At 63.2% G+C, this 18,216-nt stretch carries 17 protein-coding genes; 2 read left to right on the forward strand and 15 right to left on the reverse strand.

The window, feature by feature from the left end; translation table 11 throughout:
- Window positions 1-85: 85 nt before the first annotated feature.
- The gene (locus H7A76_RS18085) at window positions 86-2,170 is read right to left on the reverse strand and encodes a carboxy terminal-processing peptidase (protein WP_185699748.1); all 2,085 of its coding nucleotides are present in this window, start codon (window positions 2,168-2,170) and stop codon (window positions 86-88) included.
- Window positions 2,171-2,309: 139 nt separating this feature from the next.
- Between H7A76_RS18085 and H7A76_RS18090 the strand changes: the two genes are divergently transcribed.
- A complete protein-coding gene (locus H7A76_RS18090; protein ID WP_185699749.1) occupies window positions 2,310-3,272 on the forward strand; it encodes a zinc-binding dehydrogenase in 963 nt (320 codons plus the stop codon).
- 10 nt (window positions 3,273-3,282) lie between these two features.
- Here H7A76_RS18090 and H7A76_RS18095 read toward each other — a convergent pair whose 3' ends face one another.
- From H7A76_RS18095 to H7A76_RS18120, 6 genes are all read right to left on the reverse strand, one after another.
- Window positions 3,283-3,936 (reverse strand): HAD family phosphatase, encoded by a 654-nt coding sequence (locus H7A76_RS18095; RefSeq protein ID WP_185699750.1) that lies wholly within the window; start codon window positions 3,934-3,936, stop codon window positions 3,283-3,285.
- 106 nt (window positions 3,937-4,042) lie between these two features.
- Complete coding sequence (locus tag H7A76_RS18100; RefSeq protein WP_185699751.1) at window positions 4,043-5,032, reverse strand: ABC transporter ATP-binding protein; 990 nt, start codon at window positions 5,030-5,032, stop codon at window positions 4,043-4,045.
- Window positions 5,029-5,829: an ABC transporter permease gene (locus tag H7A76_RS18105; protein WP_068587409.1), complete on the reverse strand. Its 801-nt coding sequence runs from the start codon at window positions 5,827-5,829 to the stop codon at window positions 5,029-5,031. Before H7A76_RS18105 ends, H7A76_RS18100 begins: the two co-directional genes overlap by 4 nt.
- The gene (locus tag H7A76_RS18110; RefSeq protein ID WP_185699752.1) at window positions 5,816-6,661 is read right to left on the reverse strand and encodes an ABC transporter permease; all 846 of its coding nucleotides are present in this window, start codon (window positions 6,659-6,661) and stop codon (window positions 5,816-5,818) included. The genes H7A76_RS18105 and H7A76_RS18110 overlap by 14 nt, the downstream gene beginning before the upstream one ends.
- Window positions 6,658-7,464 (reverse strand): alkaline phosphatase family protein, encoded by an 807-nt coding sequence (locus H7A76_RS18115; RefSeq protein WP_185699753.1) that lies wholly within the window; start codon window positions 7,462-7,464, stop codon window positions 6,658-6,660. The genes H7A76_RS18110 and H7A76_RS18115 overlap by 4 nt, the downstream gene beginning before the upstream one ends.
- A gap of 128 nt (window positions 7,465-7,592) precedes the next feature.
- Window positions 7,593-8,660, reverse strand: a complete 1,068-nt coding sequence (locus H7A76_RS18120) for an ABC transporter substrate-binding protein (RefSeq protein WP_185699754.1) — start codon at window positions 8,658-8,660, stop codon at window positions 7,593-7,595.
- Window positions 8,661-9,023: 363 nt separating this feature from the next.
- Here H7A76_RS18120 and H7A76_RS18125 point away from each other — a divergent pair, with 363 nt between their 5' ends.
- Window positions 9,024-9,737, forward strand: a complete 714-nt coding sequence (locus tag H7A76_RS18125) for a UTRA domain-containing protein (RefSeq protein ID WP_185699755.1) — start codon at window positions 9,024-9,026, stop codon at window positions 9,735-9,737.
- A gap of 40 nt (window positions 9,738-9,777) precedes the next feature.
- Here H7A76_RS18125 and H7A76_RS18130 read toward each other — a convergent pair whose 3' ends face one another.
- The 8 genes from H7A76_RS18130 to minD all read right to left on the reverse strand — a co-directional run bounded on the left by H7A76_RS18130 (window position 9,778) and on the right by minD (window position 18,161).
- Entirely contained in the window at window positions 9,778-11,124 is a 1,347-nt protein-coding gene (locus tag H7A76_RS18130) for an amidohydrolase (protein ID WP_185699756.1), read from the reverse strand.
- Between the two features lie 136 nt (window positions 11,125-11,260).
- Window positions 11,261-13,420: a mechanosensitive ion channel family protein gene (locus tag H7A76_RS18135; RefSeq protein ID WP_185699757.1), complete on the reverse strand. Its 2,160-nt coding sequence runs from the start codon at window positions 13,418-13,420 to the stop codon at window positions 11,261-11,263.
- An 80-nt stretch (window positions 13,421-13,500) separates the two neighbouring features.
- Window positions 13,501-13,677: a hypothetical protein gene (locus H7A76_RS18140; protein WP_185699758.1), complete on the reverse strand. Its 177-nt coding sequence runs from the start codon at window positions 13,675-13,677 to the stop codon at window positions 13,501-13,503.
- Between the two features lie 149 nt (window positions 13,678-13,826).
- Window positions 13,827-15,116: a M18 family aminopeptidase gene (locus H7A76_RS18145; RefSeq protein ID WP_185699759.1), complete on the reverse strand. Its 1,290-nt coding sequence runs from the start codon at window positions 15,114-15,116 to the stop codon at window positions 13,827-13,829.
- A gap of 102 nt (window positions 15,117-15,218) precedes the next feature.
- Window positions 15,219-16,319 carry a hypothetical protein gene (locus tag H7A76_RS18150; RefSeq protein ID WP_185699760.1) on the reverse strand — a complete coding sequence of 367 codons (1,101 nt, stop codon included), beginning with the start codon at window positions 16,317-16,319 and terminating at the stop codon, window positions 15,219-15,221.
- A 49-nt stretch (window positions 16,320-16,368) separates the two neighbouring features.
- A complete protein-coding gene (locus H7A76_RS18155; RefSeq protein ID WP_185699761.1) occupies window positions 16,369-17,004 on the reverse strand; it encodes an RluA family pseudouridine synthase in 636 nt (211 codons plus the stop codon).
- 90 nt (window positions 17,005-17,094) lie between these two features.
- On the reverse strand, window positions 17,095-17,349 hold the full coding sequence (gene minE, locus H7A76_RS18160; RefSeq protein WP_185699762.1) for a cell division topological specificity factor MinE: 255 nt from the start codon (window positions 17,347-17,349) through the stop codon (window positions 17,095-17,097).
- The gene (gene minD, locus H7A76_RS18165) at window positions 17,349-18,161 is read right to left on the reverse strand and encodes a septum site-determining protein MinD (RefSeq protein WP_031320287.1); all 813 of its coding nucleotides are present in this window, start codon (window positions 18,159-18,161) and stop codon (window positions 17,349-17,351) included. Before minD ends, minE begins: the two co-directional genes overlap by 1 nt.
- Between the last annotated feature and the right edge of the window lie 55 nt (window positions 18,162-18,216).

Consider the following 18,216-nt stretch of genomic DNA (forward strand, 5'->3'; position numbering starts at 1 on the left):
GCGGCACCCAGTCCTTTATTTCACGACAGAATGATGACTATTTGATGACGCTCCGAGGAGCGATCGAATTAAATTGCCATCATCTTCAGTGCTTGGCCACCGAAGTGTTGAGCTTCAGGTAGTCCAGCAGGATGCGCCCGGTTTCGCTCAGGTAGGCGTCGTCTTCCGGCTTGGTCTTGTCCGGCTCGGCAGCGGCCAGTGCGTCCTCATCCTCTTTCTTCAGCTCCTTGAGCGGCTCTTCGCCCTTGGCCTTGCGGCGGATGTTTTCCAGGGCCAGTTGCTTGGCTTCGATGTCGGCATGCTGTGCGCGACGGTCGGCTTCGTTGAGGCTTACGGTCTTTTCCGCCATCAGCTTCTGCGCCAGCGCCAGTTTGTCGTGGATGAACACGAATTCCGGATCTTTCGCCGAGCGGCTTTCGTGTTCGGCCTTGAGCTGGGCCAGGAACGGCTTGAACGGGTCCATTGCCGGCTTGATGGCCGGGCGGATGGTGTCCCAGGGCATGGCTTCGGGCAGCGCGCTTTCACCGATTTCCTTGGTATCGATGATCGACGGGTAGCCGATATCCGGCAACACGCCCTGGTGCTGGGTGCTCTGCCCGGAAACCCGGTAGAACTTGGCCAGGGTCAGCTTCAGTTCGCCATGATTGAGCGGCTGGATGGTCTGGACCGTACCCTTGCCGAAGGTCTGGCCGCCGATGATCAACGCTCGATGGTAGTCCTGCATGGCGCCGGCGAAGATCTCCGAGGCCGAGGCCGAGAGGCGGTTGACCAGCAGCGCCATCGGGCCCTTGTAGAAGGCACCGGGGTTCTCGTCTTCCAGCACGTCCACCCGGCCATCGGCGTTGCGCACCAGCACGGTGGGGCCTTTGTCGATGAACAGGCTGGTCAGCTCGGTGGCTTCCTGCAGGGAACCACCGCCGTTGTTGCGCAAGTCGATGACCACGCCGTCGACCTTCTCTTTCTGCAGTTCGGTCAGCAGCTTCTTCACGTCACGGGTGGTGCTCTTGTAGTCCGGATCGCCGGCGCGGAATGCCTTGAAGTCCAGGTAGAAGGCCGGGATCTCGATCACCCCGAGCTTGTAGTCCTTGCCGTCCTGCTTGAGGTTGAGGACCGACTTCTTCACCGCCTGGTCTTCGAGCTTCACCGCTTCCCGAGTGATAGGCACGATCTTGCTGGTCTGGTCGTTCGGCGCATTGCTGGCCGGGATCACCTCCAGGCGCACCAGGGTGCCCTTGGGGCCGCGGATCAGCTTGACCACTTCGTCCAGGCGCCAGCCCACCACGTCGACCATTTCCTTGTCGCCCTGGGCGACACCGATGATCTTGTCCGCCGGGGCGACCTGCTTGGTCTTGTCCGCCGGGCCTGCCGGTACCAGGCGCACGACCTTGACCTGGTCGTTGTCGCTTTGCAGCACCGCGCCGATACCTTCCAGCGAGAGGCTCATGTTGATGTCGAAGTTTTCCGCGTTATCCGGCGACAGATAGTTGGTGTGCGGGTCGTAGGACATCGCGAAGGTGTTGATGTAGGCCTGGAAGATATCCTCGGCCCGGGTCTGGTCCAGGCGCGCCAACTGGTTCTTGTAGCGCTTGGTCAGGGTTTCCTGGATCTGCTTGGGTTCCTTGCCGGCGATCTTCATCCGCAGCACTTCGTCCTTGACGCGCTTGCGCCACAGGTCGTCGAGTTCGGCGGTGGTCTTGAGCCATGGCGCTTCCTTGCGATCGATCAGCAAGGTTTCCTTGGTGGTGAAGTCGATCTTGTCGACACCCTTGGCCAGTTCCGCCAGGGCGAAGTCGAGGCGGGACTTGACCCGGTCCAGGTAGCGCTTGTAGATGGTGAAGCCTGCGTTCAGGTCGCCGCTCTTGAGGAAGTCGTCGAACTGGGTTTTCCACCTGTCGAACTCTGCGATGTCGCTGGCCAGGAAGTAGCTGCGCGATGGGTCCAGCAGCTTCAGGTAGCTGTCGTAGATGATGACCGAGCGTGCGTCGTCCAAAGGTGGCTTGCTGTAGTGATGACGCTTGAGCAGTTCAACAACATTGAGGCTGGCAATTACCTCATCGCGATCAGGCTGAAGCTTGTCCCAGCTATTGGCTGCGAGCGTAGTGGTCGACATCGGCAGTAGGCCGAAACCAATGAAAAGAGCGAGGGCGGTGCTGGGGAACAGATGCTTCATGCTGATTCGACGCGGGGGCAATTGATAACGCATATTAGGCCGTCTTAGAAGTCGCCGGTTCCATCAGGGCCGGTCGCATAATGCAAAAAGCCCGGTGCTATAACCTCCGGGCTCAGTCCAGACTCACTATGGAGGCACTGTGAAAGCATTGCAAGGCGTTGAAGGTCATGTGGAGTGGGTTGAAGAGCCAAGCCCGACTTGCGATGCGGGCCAGGTTCGTATTCGCGTGGCCGCCGCCGGCCTGAATCGGGCCGACCTGCTGCAGCGCGCGGGGCTCTATCCACCGCCCTCCGGGGCCAGCCAGGTGCTGGGGCTGGAATGCTCCGGGGTGATCAGTGAAGTCGGCCCGGGTTCGTCCTGGAAAATCGGTGATCGGGTCTGTGCGCTGCTGGCCGGTGGCGGCATGGCCGAGGAAGTGGTGGTCGATGCGCGCCATGTGCTGCCGGTGCCCGAGGGATTGTCGCTGGTCGAGGCCGCGGCGTTGCCGGAAGTCTACGCCACGGCCTGGCTGAATCTGTTCCAGCTGGCGGCGCTCAAGCCCGGGGAAAAGGTGCTGCTGCACGCCGGGGCCAGTGGGGTCGGTTCGGCGGCGATCCAGCTGTGCAAGGCCTTCGGCAGTCCGTGCTGGGTCAGTGTCGGCTCCGCCGAGCGCCTGGCCTACTGCGAAAAACTGGGGGCCCAGGGTGGCGTGATACGCACCGATGGCCTGGATGCACTGCGGGATTTCGCCCCCTTCGATGTGGTCCTGGACCCGGTGGGAGCTGGCTCCGCGGCCGATAATCTCAAGCTGCTGGCCCTCGATGGGCGTTGGGTGCTGATCGGCCTGATGGGCGGGCGCGAGGCGCAACTGGACCTGGCCAAGGTGCTGGCCAAGCGGATCCAACTGCTGGGTTCGACCTTGCGCAGCCGCAGCGATCAGTTCAAGGCCGACTTGCTGAGCGATCTGGGGCAGAACGTCTGGCCGCTGTTCGGCGATGGGCGCTTGAGCCCCCAGTTGGCCAGGACGTTCCCGATCGAGGATGCCGAAGCCGCATTCGCCGAACTGGCCACCAACCAGGTATCGGGCAAGCTGGTCCTGGTGATCGACTCCGGATTGGCATGACCCTCTGCGGTCATTTCCAGTGGTGGATCGGCCAGCCGGCCTGCTGCGCATGCTCGCGCAGTACCGGATCCGGGTTGACCACCTGGGGATGATCCACTCGCAGCAGCAATGGCAGGTCGTTGCGCGAGTCGGAATAGAAGGTCGCGCCCTTAAGGCTTTCCTGCTCGGTTTCCAGCCATTGCAGCAAGCGGGTGATCTTGCCTTCGCGGTAGGTCAGGGTGCCCAGGGTATTGCCGGTATAGACGCCGTTGAGCACTTCCAGCTCGATCCCCAGTACTTCATCGATGCCCAGGCGCTGGGCTATGGGTTTCACCAGGTGGGTGCCCGAGGCCGAGATCACCAGGATCCGGTCGCCGGCCTGGCGATGGGCGGCCAGGGTCTTGCAGGCATCGCTGAAGATGATCGGCTCGATCACGTCCTCGACCCAGGGCTCCACCAGATGCGCCACATCCTCCGGACTGCGCCCGGCCATGGGCTCGAGGCTGAAGGCCATGAACTCTTCCATGGCCAGCTTGCCATGGCTGTAGGCGTCCATCAGCTCGTTGTTGCGGCGCATGAACGACTCGCTGTCGACCCAGCCCAGGCGCCCCATCTGCTCGCTCCAGAGGGTGGCGCAGTCGCCGTGGATCAGGGTTTCGTCCAGATCAAAAATTGCCAGGGCCATTAGTGCAGTTCTCTCCGAGAACAGCTTCAAGCTATAAGCTTCAAGCTGCAAGAATTGGATTTAGGTGCTTAGCGGTCTATCTATAACTTGAAGCTTGTCGCTGCCGTCAAGCTACCTCACACAGGGCGCTCGGATCGATGGATAACGCCAGGCGCTGGCCATCGGCGTGCAGGTCGGCAGCCGAGCGGTTGAGCACATCCACCACCAGTTCCACGCCACGGGCCTCGACCCGATAGCGGATGACGTTGCCCAGCAGGCTGTGGCTACGGATCAGCGCGTCCGGCTGGCCGTCCTTGCGCAGCTCGATGGCCTCGGGACGAATGGCGATGCGCCCGCTCACCGGACGCTGCAACAGCTTGCTGGCACTTTCGGCATCCAGGAGGTTGTAGTTGCCGATGAAGCCGGCGGCGAATGCATCCACCGGCGCGGTGTACAGGGTCTCGGCATCGCCACTCTGGACGATCTGGCCCTGGTTCATCAGGAAGATCCGGTCCGACAGGGTCAGCGCTTCTTCCTGGTCATGGGTGACGAAGATGGTGGTCAGGCCCAGTTCCCGCTGGATATTGCGGATTTGCTCGCGCAGGTGCTTGCGGATCCGCGCGTCCAGGGCCGACAGCGGCTCATCCAGCAACAGCAGGCGCGGGCGGGTCACCAGGGAGCGGGCCAGGGCTACGCGCTGGCATTGGCCGCCGGACAGCTGGTGCGGATAGCGGCTGGCGAAGTCCTTGAGCTCCACCAGTTGCAAGGCTTCACTGACCCGCTTGTGGCTGTCGTCGGCGTTGACCTTCTGCATGCGCAGGCCGAAGGCGACGTTCTGCTCCACGGTCATGTTGGGAAACAGCGCATAGCTCTGGAACACCATGCCGATCCCGCGTTTCTGCGGGCTCAGGGGCACGATGTCCTGGCCGTCGAGGAGAATCTTGCCGGCATCCACCGGCGTCAGCCCGGCGATGCAGCGCAGCAGGGTGGACTTGCCGCAGCCGGAGGGGCCCAGCAGGGTGACGAACTCGCCCTTGTGGATCTGGCAGTTGATATCGCTGAACACCGTGGTGCCCGCGTAATGCTTTTGCAGGTGTTGCACGTCGACGAAGCTCATTGGCTCTTGTCCCTGTTCAGGATGTTGGCGGCCCAGGTCAGGACCAGCACGAAGAAGAAGTAGGAGATCACCAGGGCACTGGTGAAGTGGCCGCTGCTGTTGCGCATGTTGTTCAGGTACACCTGCAGGGTTTCGTAGCGGGTGCCCACCAGGATGTTGGCGAACACGAACTCGCCGAACAGGAACGAGAAGGACAGCAGCAGCGCCACCATCAAGCCCTTGCGCAGGTTTGGCAGGACCACCAGCAGCGCCGCCTGCCAAGTGCTGGCGCCCAGGAGCTGGGCGGCGTCCATCAGGTCTCGCAGATTGATCGCCTGCAGGTTGTTGGTGATGGCCCGGTACATGAACGGCAGGGCCACGGTGAAGTAGCAGCCGATCAGGATCCACGGCGTGCCGACCATGGCCAGGGGGCCTGAGCCGTACAACTGCAGCAGGCCCACCGAGGACACCACCGGCGGCACCGCGAAGGGCAGCAGGATCAGGATGTTCATCAGCGCATCGAGCTTGGGAAAGTGGTAGTGCACCACGAACAGCAGCGGCAGGATCAGCACCACCGACAAGACCAGGGCGCCGACGCAGACCAGCAGCGACTGGCCGAAGGCCGCGAGAAAGCGCGGGTCGCTCCACAACTGCAGGTACCACTTGAAGGTGAAGCCGCTGGGCAGGATGGTCGCCGACCAACTGCTGGCGATGGAGTAGACGAAGGTCCCCAGCAGCGGCAACAGCAGGATGGCGAACAGTAGCCAGACCACGAACCGGTGATAGAGGGCGGCGGAGCCGGATTCAGCGCGAGACATGGTAGCTCCTCTTCAACAGCAGCTGATGGACGATGGTCACCAGGGTCATCAGCGCCACCAGCACCACCGCCAGGGCGCTGGCCATGTTCGGATCCAGGGAGATATCCCCGGAGACCATGGCGGCGATGCGGATCGGCAGGACGTTGAAGTTGCCGGTGGTCAGGGCGTAGACCGTGGCATAGGCGCCCAGGGCGTTGGCCAGCAGGATCACGAAGGTGCCCAGCAGCGCCGGGGTCAGCACCGGCAGGCCGATATGCCGCCAGAACTGCCAGCCGCTGGCGCCCAGCAGGGCGGCGGATTCGCGCCAGTCTTCGCGCAGGGCGTCGAAAGCCGGGTACAGCAACAGCACCCCAAGCGGGATCTGGAAGTAGGTGTAGAGGATGATCAAGCCGGTCTTGGAGTAGAGGTTGAAGTCCTGGATGACCCCCGACTGCTTGAGCATGATGGTGATGGCACCGTTGAAGCCCAGCAGGATGATGAAGGCGAAGGCCAGGGGCACGCCGGCGAAGTTGCTGGTCATGTTGGCGAAGGCATTGACGAAGTTGCGCAGCCTGGAGTCGACCCGGCGCAGCGAGTAGCTGCCCAGTACGGCGATGACGATGCCGAACACGCTGGACCAGAAGCTGATCTCCAGGCTGTACTGGATCGCCTGCAGGTAGAACTTCGAACTGAAGATCTTGTTGAAGTTGGCCAGGCCCCAGCCGAACTCCTCGGACTGCAGGCTGTTGATCAGCACCCACGCCAGCGGGGCCAGCTGGAACACGATGAAGAACAGGGCGAACGGCACCAGGCACAAGGCCGCCAGCCATTTGCCACGGGTCACTGAATTCACTTCAACAGCTCCCGGCAGAAGGGTTTGTCGTGGGGTACGCCGAGCAGTTGGCAAATGGTGCCGCACAGTTCGGTCTGCTTCGGTGTGGCCCCGGGATCGAGGCTGAAGGCCTCGCCGATGACGAACAGCGGCACCTCCCGTTCCTCGGGCAGTAGGCCATTGTGCGAACGATCGGCGTTCATGCCGTGGTCGGCGGTCACCAGCACCTGGTAGCCGGCATCGAGCCAGCCTTGCAGGTAGTCGGCCAGGATGAGGTCGGCCGAGCGTGCGCTGTTGCGGTACTGGGCGCTGTCCAGGCCGTGCTTGTGGCCGGCGTCGTCGATGTTCATCGGGTGCACCAGCAACAGATTGGGAGTGTGGCGCAGGCGCAGGTCCTCGGCATCGGCGAACAGGTGGGAGTCGGGGTAGTGGTCGTTCCAGTAGAAGTGGCCGTACTGGATCGGCAACTCAGGGGCGACGGTGTGCCGGTCCCGCGCTGCATTGAATGGCGTACGGTTGTACAGCTCGCTGATCCAGTGGTAGGCGGCAGCGGCGGTGCCCAGGCCGGCAGCCCGGGCGTAATGGAACAGGCTGCGCTGGGTGGACAGGCGCGAGACCTGGTTGTGCACGATGCCGCTGTCGATCGGCGGCACGCCGGTGAGGATGCATTCGTACAGCGGGCGGGACAGTGCCGGCAGCTCGCATTCCAGTTGGTACAGCGCTGCGCGTCCTGCGCCGACGTAGGCTTGAAGATGTCCCATGGCGTGGCGGGCGACCTGGTGATTGAGGCCGTCGAGCACGACAAGGATGACGTTGTGTGACATGGGGCAAGGGCTCCGCAAGATCGAACAATCTCGTAGGAGCGGAGCTTGCCCGCGATGGTGTCGCTGCGATTTCAAGATAGACCGCAGCGCCTGGATCGCGGGCAAGCCTCGCCCCTACGGATGCAGCATTACTGCATGTTGATGATCACTTCTTCCTGCCACTTCTGCGGCAGGGCCTTGGAGGTCTTCTCCCAGGCTTCGGCATCCTTGATCGGCGTCACGTGCTTGTACTGCTCGTTGGGCAGCAGGTTGGCCTTGACGTCCGCCGGCAGGTTGACGTGTTCGGCGCGGATCGGGCGGGCATTGCCCCGGGCCAGGTTGATCTGCCCGGCGTCGCTGAAGATGTACTCGCGGGTCAGCTTGGCCGCGCTCGGGTGCTTGGCGTATTTGTTGATGATGGTGGTGTAGCCGGAGATCACCGAGCCGTCGGACGGGATCAGCACTTCGTAGTCGTCCTTGTTGACCATCTTGTTGCGGTAGCTCAGGCCGTTGAAGTCCCAGACCACGCCGACTTCCACTTCACCCTTTTCCATGGTGGCGATGGTCGGGTTGGCCAGGGACAGGCGCCCCTGCTTGGCGATCTCGGCGAACATCAGCAGCGCCGGCTGGATGTTCTTCTCGTCGCCACCCTTGGCGATGGCGGCGGCCAGGACGCCGTTGGCAGCCTGGGCGGCGGTGCTCACGTCACCGATGGAGACCTTGTACTTGCCCTTTTCCAGGTCGGCCCAGCTCTTGGGTGCTTCGGAACCGTGCAGCAGCTTCTTGTTGATGATGAAGGCGATGGTGCCGGTGTAGGCCAGTGCCCAGTTGCCGTCCTGGTCCTTGGCCCAGTCCGGGACCTGCGCCCAGGTGCTTGGCTTGTAGGGCTGGACCACGCCCTGCTTGACGGCGATCGGGCCGAACGCGGCGCCAACGTCGCCGATATCGGCGCTGGCATTGACTTTCTCGGCGGCGAACTTGGCGATTTCCTGGGCCGAGCTCATGTCGGTGTCGATGTGCTTGAGGCCGTAGGTCTTGGCCAGGTCTTCCCAGGTGCCTTTCCAGTTGGCCCAGTCATCGGGCATGCCGACGCTGTTGACGGCGCCTTCCGTCTTTGCAGCGGCTTCCAGGGTTTTCAAATCGTTGTCAGCGGCCATGGCGGCGGTGCACATGGCGATGGTCGAACCTAACAGTGATGCCAGGAAAAGCTGTTTCATCCGAAGCTCCTTTGGGCGTGTTCCACGCTGCGTTGTGATCGACAGTCTTGCGGTGGGTTGGTCTAGGTCAGCAATACCTGAGCCAATCTAAGCCTGTTGGATGACACTTTTATGTCGATGCCCGCTGCGAACGCCTGGAACCAGGCGCAGGCTCGACACTGCGAACTAAGCGTAGACCATGGCAAAACTCCCGTTTTCAAAGGCCCTGGCGGGAAAATTGCAGCCCCGGCCCAGGGCCGTTCGCAAGCTTTGTCACATATCAGTCATCTGCGTTGCCTAGGCTTTGCAGTCAGGAGCAGGGGGCCGCCCGGGTCACTGCCAGGCACTGGAACAGTGCTGGTCTAGTCCAGATAGGTAACGTTGATGCGTATAGAGGCAACCAAGGCGGTGACAGCCATCGGCCAGGTACTGCAAGAACAGATCGCCCATGGCTTGCTGGCGCCGGGAAGCAAGCTGCCGGCCGAGCGCAAGCTCAGCGAGCTGTTCGCCACTACCCGGATCACCGTGCGTGAGGCTCTGCTGCAACTGGAGGCTCAGGGACAGATCTACCGCGAGGAGCGCCGGGGCTGGTTCGTTTCGCCGCCGCGCCTGGCCTACAACCTGATGCAGCGCAGCCACTTCCACGCCATGGTCAGCGCCCAGGGCCGGGTGCCGTCCACCGAGGTGATTTCTGCGCGCTTGCAACCGGCGTCGGCGGCGGTCTGCGCCTGGCTGCAACTCCCGGCCTTGTCCAGCGTGATCCAGATCTGCCGGGTGCGACGGATCGACGAGCGTTCGGTGCTGTATGTGGAGCATTACCTGAATCCGCAGTACTTCCCGAAGATCCTCGACCTGGACCTGAACCAGTCGATCACCGAGCTGTATGCCCGGCACTACGACCTGCACTACGGGCGGGTGCGTTTCGAGATCGTGCCTACTTCCCTGCAGCCGGAAGCGGCCGCGGCGCTCAAGGTCTCGGTGGGCAGCCCGGGGCTGCGCATCGCCCGGGTCAACTACGACCAGCACCAGCGGCTGATCGATTGCGACCTGGAGTTCTGGCGCCACGATGCGATCCACGTCGGCGTGGATGTGGCCTGAGCCCGCTGCTGCCACGCCAGCGGGCTGCTCCGGACGGTGCTTAGGGCTTGGCCCCGGCGAATAGATAGTCGGTGGTCAAGGACGCCAGGGTCCGTACGCCCACCACCAGCGCCGACTCGTCGACGAAGAATCCCGGGTTGTGGTTCGGCGCGGCCTTGGCCATGTCCTGATCCCGGGGCGTCACGCCGAGGAACACGAACAGTCCCGGCGCCTGCTTGGCATAGAAGGAAAAGTCCTCCGCGCCGCCCACCAGCGGCCCTTGCACCACATCGTCCTTGGCCGCCCAGCGCAGGCTCGGCAGCATCTTCTCGGTCAGGGCCGGGTCGTTGATGGTCGGGTCGTACTTCTCGATGATGCTCACCTCGGCCTTGGCGCCGCCGCTTTCGGCGATCCGCTCCACGGTCTGGCGTACATCGCTGTGCAGTTTCTGGCGAATGCCATAGTCGTAGGAGCGGATGGTCCCGGTCATGTCCACCGATTCGGGAATGATGTTGTAGCGTGTGCCGCCGTTGATGGTGCCGATGCTGACCACCGACGGGTACGACGAAATATCCGTGCGGCGGCTGACCACGGTCTGCAACCCGACGATGGCCTGGGCCCCGACGGTGATCGGGTCGATGCCGTCCCAGGGGCGACCAGCGTGGGTCTGCTTGCCGAGGATGCGGATGCGCAGGTCGTCGGAGCTGGCCAGGGTCGGGCCCGGGCGATAGGCGATGCGCCCGGCGGGAATCCCGGCCCAGACATGCAGGCCGAACACCGCGTCCGGCTTGGGCGACTGCATCACGCCTTCCTGCACCATCATCTTCGCGCCCCAGACGTTCTTGCCGTCGGGAATGAAATCGCTCGGGCCTTCTTCGGCGGGCTGGAAATAGAACACCACGGTGCCTGGCAGGCGCTCGCGCATGTCGCTGAGGACTTTCGCCGTGCTCAGCAAGATTGCCGTGTGGGCGTCGTGGCCGCAGGCGTGCATGACGTCCACTTCCTTGTCCAGGTAGCGCCCCTTGGCCTTGGAGGCGAATGGCAGGTCCGCGACCTCCTTGACCGGCAGTGCGTCCATGTCGGCGCGCAAGGCCACGGTGGGGCCGGGCAGGCCGCCCTTGAGTACCGCCACCACGCCGGTGCGGGCGACGCCCGTGCGGACTTCCAGGCCCAGGGCGCGCAACTGCGTGGCTACCAGCTCGGCAGTGCGGTGTTCGGTGTTGCCCAGTTCAGGGTGGGCATGGAGATCGCGACGGGTTGCCAGCAGTGTCGGTTCCAGGGCCTTGGCCTGTTCGGCGATGTGCTTGCGGGCCTGCTCCATGGCGCTGTCGTCGGCGGCATGGGCGCAGTGGCCGGACAAGGCCAGGGCACTGGCCAGGCAAGCGCTGGCGATAGTGGATAGCTGCATGGGGACTCTCTCCTTGATTGTTGTTGTAGGACGGGGCTGCCAGGCCCCGTGGCCGTGCCGTCATGTGCCGTCCTGTCGTGGACCGCCCCGCCATGGAGCGCGCGGCCGTATCCGTATCCAGGCGTGGCCGCTCGCCTTACGCCTCGGCCTGGGAGCCGCCCCCGGCGGTCACTACCTGGATGCTCATACGCGGGGTCGCCAGGTCCAGCCCGGCCTCGTCGAGGTGGCGCTTGAGCGACAGGTTGAAGGCCCGGGACACTTCCCACTGCTTGATCGGCGCGGTCTTGAAACGGGCGCGGAGGATGGCGCTGCCGGACTCGAAGCTCTCCACCCCCTGGATCTCCAGGGGCGACCAGATATTGCGCCGCTGCAGCGGGTCGGTGCGCATCTTCTGGCCGACATCGCGCATCAGCTTGATCGCGTCGTCGATCTCCATGTTGTAGGGGATCGCCACGCGGAAGATGGCGTAGCCGAACTCCCGGGAGTAGTTCTTGATGCTCTTGATCTCGCTGAACGGGATGGTGTGGACGATGCCGTCGATGTCCCGCAGGCGCACGGTACGGATGGTCAGGCCCTCGACGGTGCCCAGGTGGCCGCCGACATCCACGTAGTCGTCGATAGCCAGGGAGTCCTCGATGATGATGAACAGGCCGGTGATCAGGTCCGCCACCAGCGATTGGGCGCCGAAGCCGATGGCCAGGCCGATCACACCGGCACCGGCCAGCAGCGGCGTGACGTTCATGCCCATGTTGGCCAGGGCGACGATGGTGGCGATGATGAAGATCGCCACGAACAGCACGTTGCGGATCAACGGCATCATGGTCTGGGCGCGGGCATTGGCCAGGCCCTTGCGTGAGCGGGTCAGCGCGTGGTGCACGGCGGTGTCGCTGAGGATCCAGATCAGCCAGGCACAGATCAGGGTACCGCCGAGACCGAACAGCTTGACGCTGACTTCATGGCCGTCGCCTTCGGTGAAGCGGATCAGCGACATGCCCCAGACCCGCAGGCCCAGTTCGATGAAGGCCAGCCACACGGCCAGGTGGGCCAGGGTGTAGAAGAAACCCTTGAGTCGCTCGGAATACAGCGCATGGCGCTTGTGCCCGCGGTGGGGGCGCAGGGCATGGCGGCGCACCAGGCCATTGATCACCATGCACAGCACCAGCAGCACGGTGCATAGCAGCGATTGACGCAGGGCGGTACTCGTGTCGCCGGCGGAGACGAAGGTGGCGAACAGCGAGATGCCTACCAGCACCATGGCCGGCAGGTACCAGAAGGTGCCGATGATCTCGATGGTGTCGCTCAAGGCCCGGCGGGTCAGGCGGCGGGCCAGGGGCTGGTTGCGGATCAGATGGGCGATGGGTCGCCTGAAGCGCAGGATGAATACCCCGGTGGACAGGGCGGCCATGACATTGGCGAAGGTCGCGGCGGTATGGGCCAGGTGCTGGCCGAGGCTGGCCACCATGCGCGGATCGCTCAAGGCCTCGCCGAAGGCGGCGAAGCTGCCGATCCACCACAGTGGCCGAAACGCCTGGCGCCGCAGGATGTACAGGGCGCGATGGCGGTGGGGGCCGTCGAGCACCGAGAACGCCACCACGCAGATCGCCGAGAAACAGGTGCCGACCACCAGGGCATAGGCCAGGACCATGGCCAGGTCCTTGCCCAGGGACGAGGGCAGGGAGTAGCTCATATATACGGTGATCAACAGGGCGATCATCCAGGGGCCGAGCTTGCGCAAGGCGAAGCGCAACAGGTCCCAGGTCTTGGGATGCTGGGGCAGGTCCTCGGTAAGGCCGAAGCGCAGGCGCACGCGATGGCTGAGCCAGATCAGCGCCGCCGCCAAAAGGCTCCAGACCATGAGGATCAGGGCGAAGGCGAAGATGATCGGTAGCCATTGGCTGGCCGGCAGTACCAGGGCCGCTAGTTCCTGCTTGGCCAGCTCGAATTCGTCGGTCCAGCGGGTCACCGGGCTGTCGGCGCCGGAAAACTGCTTCTCCAGGGTCGACAAGGTGCCGCCGATCAGCCCGAGCACGCCTTCCTCGGGGGTGGGCTGGGCCTTTTTCGTGGTGTCGCGCAGGCGCTTGAGGTCCGCCAGCAGCTGGGTCCGTTGCTGGTCGTTCTCCAGGGACTTGATCACTTGGTCCAGGGACTGTCCCAGGGGCTCCTCGGCTTGCGGCTGGGGCTTGGCCTGGTTGCCCAGCAGGCCAGGCAGGCCGACGGCCTGGGCGCTGTTGAGGGGCAGGAGGGTCAGCAGGCAGACGAGCACATAGCAGGGCAGGGCGAACAGACGAGCGAACACTGGGCGGTCAACCTCGGACGTTTACGGTATCGACCGAGTGTACGAGGCCGCCAAATCCAATGCGAGGGCGAGCGCCGCTTTTATTCCGCGAGCTTGGCCAGGATCTTGTAGACCACGGTGCCGAGGATCAGCAGCATGCCGATCCACATGCTGAGCACGCCGAGGTTCTTGTCGCGGAAGTTGAAGCCGATGGCCAGCATGATCATGCCAGTGAGGATCGGCACGAGCATGGCATGGAATGAAGACATCGAAATCATGGCAATGACCTCCTCAGAAGGAATGCTTATAAGTTTAGGTCGTTTTGTCGCGATTCGTAGTGATGTGCATCAGCGACCGGCGATCTGTCGCCGGTCCCGGGGCCGTGCTGGCGCAGGCGCAAGTGCCCGCGCCAGCAGTGGTTGGCGGTTTACGGCAGCTCTTGGCTGGCGTAGAAGGCGCTCAGCACCTTGACCAGGTGGGCCAGGTCGTGGCTGCCGCACAGCTCGCGGATCGAGTGCATGGCGAAGGTCGGCAGGCCGATATCGACGGTGCGCACGCCCAGGTGGCTGGCGGTGATCGGGCCGATGGTCGAGCCGCAGCCCATGTCGCTGCGCACCACGAAACTCTGCACCGGCACCTCTTCGGCCATGCACAGGTGACGGAAGAAACCGGCGGTTTCGCTGTTGGTGGCGTAGCGTTGGTTGCTATTGACCTTGATCACCGGGCCGGCATTGAGCTTGGGGCCATGGTTGGCGTCGTGCTTGTCGGCGTAGTTGGGGTGGACGCCGTGGGCGTTGTCGGCGGAGACCAGCAGCGACTTCTGGATGGTACGCACGAACTCGTCGCCCTCGGGCAGCAAGCGGCGCAGGGTCTGCTCGAGCATCGGGCCGTCGGCGCCGCAGGCCGAGCAGGAGCCGACTTCCTCATGGTCGTTGCACACCAACACGCAGGTTTCCTCGCTGTCGGCATTGAGCAGGGCCTGCAGGCCGGCGTAGCAGGACAGCAGGTTGTCCAGGCGCGCGCCGGCGATGAAGTCCTCGTGCAGGCCGATCACCGCCGCGCCCTGGGTATCGTAGAAGCTCAGTTCGTAGTCCAGCACCACGTCGGCGTTCAGGCCGTGTTCACGGGCCAGCTGGTCGGTCAGCACGGCACGGAAATCCACACGCTCGTCGCCGGCGAACTGGGCGAGGATCGGTGGCAGTTCGTTCTGCGCGTTGATGGCCCAACCCTGGTTGGCTTCACGGTTGAGGTGGATGGCCAGGTTGGGAATGATCGCGATCGGCGCCTTGAAGTCGATCAACTGGCTTTCCACCTTGCCATCGCGGCGGAAGGTCACCCGGCCGGCCAGGGACAGGTCGCGGTCGAACCAGGGGGCCAGCAATGCGCCACCGTAGACTTCCACGCCCAACTGCCAGAAGCCCTGGCGCTGCAGTTCCGGCTGCGGCTTGACCCGCAGGCACGGGCTGTCGGTATGGGCGCCGACCATGCGGATGCCGCCGTGCAGAGGGGAGTGCCGACCCAGCTTGATGGCGACGATGGAGGAATCATTGCGCGTGACGTAGTAGCGGCCATTGGCCTCGGTGGTCCACGGCTCGCGCTCGTCCAGGCGCTGGTAGCCTGCTGCCTCCAGGCGTTGAACCAGGCTGGCAGTGGCATGGAAAGGGGTAGGGGAGGCCTTGAGGAAGTCGATCAGGCCTTGGTTCAGCTCTTCGCGCATAAGTAGCTCCAGACAGCAGTGGCGCGAGTTTAACGTATTGGGCAAGGGCTATGGGCAAGAGCATGTGCGGCTTGCCCATCCTGTGAGTGGGTGGTGGGTGCCTCAGGCGATGGATTGACGCAGGTAGCCGAGGATAGCCTGGTGGTCTTCCTGGCGATCAGGCATTGGCAGGTGCTCCGGCCAGGTGCTGTCGCCGAGGGCCAGCATGGCCTGCTGTTGCTGTTCGTCACAGCGGCCGATTTCACGGGATGCACATTCCCACCAGGCATGCCGGCACGCCGAATGATACGGCGTATCGGGCAGCGAACTGCCGTAGAGCACATCGCGACCGATCTTTTTCTGTCCCCCTTTGAGTTTGCGCAACCGCCACTTGATCCGCAGTCGTTGCCATAGGGGAGGCAGGGGTTTGCTGCGGGGCATTTCCTGGCACAGCTTGATCAGTTCGCAGCGATAGTCTTCGCCGTGCAAGGCAAAGAAATACGCCTGCATGGGATGGAAAAAGCGTTTTGCCGCGAAGAAGTGATAGACGTGTTTCCTGGCTTCCTGTACTGGCTTGCCGCGCATGCTGAATGACAGGGCGACTTGTTCGATGGTATGGATCTCGAAAGGCTCGCGGGTCCACTCGTCGATCAGTTCGATGGCCCGTTCCAGCATCGGCAGATCGCTGTCGGTAAGGCCGCACAGTCCACTGTTGTAGAGCCGGAAGTCGCTGTCAGGCTCGATGCCATGGGGTTTCAGGCACTGGCCGAGCTTGTGGTAGGCCGGGCGCTTGCTGACGTCTCGCCAGTGATATTCGAAGCAGTCCATCAGGTAACGCTCAGGGCTGATCTGCTTGAACAGCAGATGCGGGCTCTTCAGGAACAGGGTGTCGGTATCGACGAACAGGGTCTTTTCGGCAAGTTGCAAGCCACTGGCGATGGCGCAGGCCTTGCGCCGGTGGTGGTAGCCGTTCTGGCCCTGCCATTGCAGCAGGGTCTGCTCATCCAGGGCGACAGTCTCCACGGGCCAGCCGGCATAGTCCTCTGGCCGGTCGGTCATGATCCTGATGCACAACGATTCGCTGCTCCTCAAGTGACTGAGAGCGGTGAGGATGCTGAACTTGACTTCGCGCCGGTAGATCGGATTGTTGCCGTAGACCAGATAGAGCAGTTGTTGCGGTGTTTTCACAGGGTTGTGGGAAGACGGTAATACAGGGGGCGTCATCGTTTCGAGTGTCCTTACTACTGGATAGGCGCTGGAGAATCGGCTGTCGTCAGAACGGGGCTGGGCATTCGAAGCGCAGGCGCTCGCCGGTCTGGGGGTGGGTGAAGGCGAGCATGCTGGCATGCAGGCACAGGCGCGGCCAGGCGGCCAGGGCCTGGGGATGGGCGTAGAGACCGTCGCCCAGCAATGGGTGGCCGATCGACAACATATGCACTCGCAACTGGTGGGAGCGGCCGGTGATAGGGGTCAACTCGACCCGGCACCAGTCGCCGCAGCGTTCCTGCACGCGCCAGAAGGTCAGGGCGTGCTTGCCCTGTTCATGGTCCACCACGTGCCGCGGCTTGGTCGGCGGGTCATAGCGCAGGGGCAAGTCGATGCTGCCACTGTCCAGTTCCGGCTGGCCCCAGCACAGGGCGGTATAGGCTTTCTCAGTCTCGCGATCATGAAACTGCCGGGACAGCTCGCGATGGGTGTCCGGGTCCCGGGCCAGCAGAATGATCCCTGAGGTTTCCCAGTCCAGGCGGTGGACGATGCGGGCTTCGGGATAGCCGTTTTCCTGCAGGCGGGTGATCAGGCAGTCCTTGTTGTCGTCGGCGCGACCGGGCACCGAAAGCAGCAGGGTCGGTTTGTTCACCACCAGAATGGCGGCATCCTGGTACAGGATGTGGATATTGGACAACGGCATCAAAACAGTCTCGTAACAAACGCCAACGGCGGCTCGCCGACCCCATGCATGCATGAGGCCCGCGAGCCGCCGTGGTTTCCGCCCGGTCGATCAGCGATCAGGCAGGGTGATGTTGAGTTCGAGGATCGAGCAGCTACCCTGGTTTTCCAGGGCGACCTGCACATCCTCGGACCCGATATTGACGTACTTGCGGATCACTTCCACCAGTTCCTTCTGCAAGGCGGGCAAGTAATCGGGGGTGCTGCGCTGGCCGCGTTCATGCGCCACGATGATCTGTAGACGCTCTTTCGCTACCGACGCGGTGCTGACCTTTTTGCTGGCACGAAAGAAGTCGAAAAGATTCATTATCTACCTCCAAACAGGCGCTCGAAGAATCCCTTCTTCTCGACATTCAGGAACCGGTGTTCTTTTTCCTTGCCCAGCAAGCGATCGACAGTATCGCTGTAGGCTTGGCCGGCATCGCTCTGGTCGTCGAGGATGACAGGGATACCCTGGTTGGAGGCCTTGAGCACCGCCTGGGATTCCGGGATCACGCCCAGCAGGCGGACGGCGAGGATTTCCTTGACGTCTTCGACGCCGAGCATTTCGCCTTTCTCTACGCGCTCGGGGTGGTAGCGGGTGATCAGCAGGTGTTCCTGGATCGGCTCCTCGCCTTTTTCCGCGCGGCGCGACTTGCTGGCCAGCAGGCCCAGCATGCGGTCGGAGTCACGGACCGAGGAGACTTCCGGGTTGGTCACGACGATCGCCTCGTCGGCGAAGTACATGGCCAGGTGGGCGCCTTTCTCGATGCCGGCCGGGGAGTCGCAGACCACGAAGTCGAAGGATTCCTTGAGCTCCATCAGGACTTTTTCCACGCCTTCCTGGGTCAGGGCATCCTTGTCGCGGGTCTGGCTGGCGGCCAGCACGTAGAGGTTTTCCAGGCGCTTGTCTTTGATCAGGGCTTGTTGCAGGTTGGCTTCGCCATTCACCACGTTGACGAAGTCATACACCACGCGACGCTCGCAGCCCATGATCAGGTCGAGGTTACGCAGGCCGACGTCGAAGTCGACGATGACAGTCTTGTGGCCACGCAGAGCGAGGCCGGTACCGATAGCGGCGCTGGTGGTGGTTTTACCCACACCACCCTTGCCGGATGTAACAACGAGAATCTTGGCCAAGGTGTTTCACCCCTAAGGAAAAAGGACTTTGGGTCCCTGAAAAACATCTCTTGAA

Origin of the sequence: Pseudomonas sp. MSSRFD41, from assembly GCF_014230245.1 — a bacterium.
In the GTDB taxonomy this organism is placed as follows: domain Bacteria; phylum Pseudomonadota; class Gammaproteobacteria; order Pseudomonadales; family Pseudomonadaceae; genus Aquipseudomonas; species Aquipseudomonas piscis.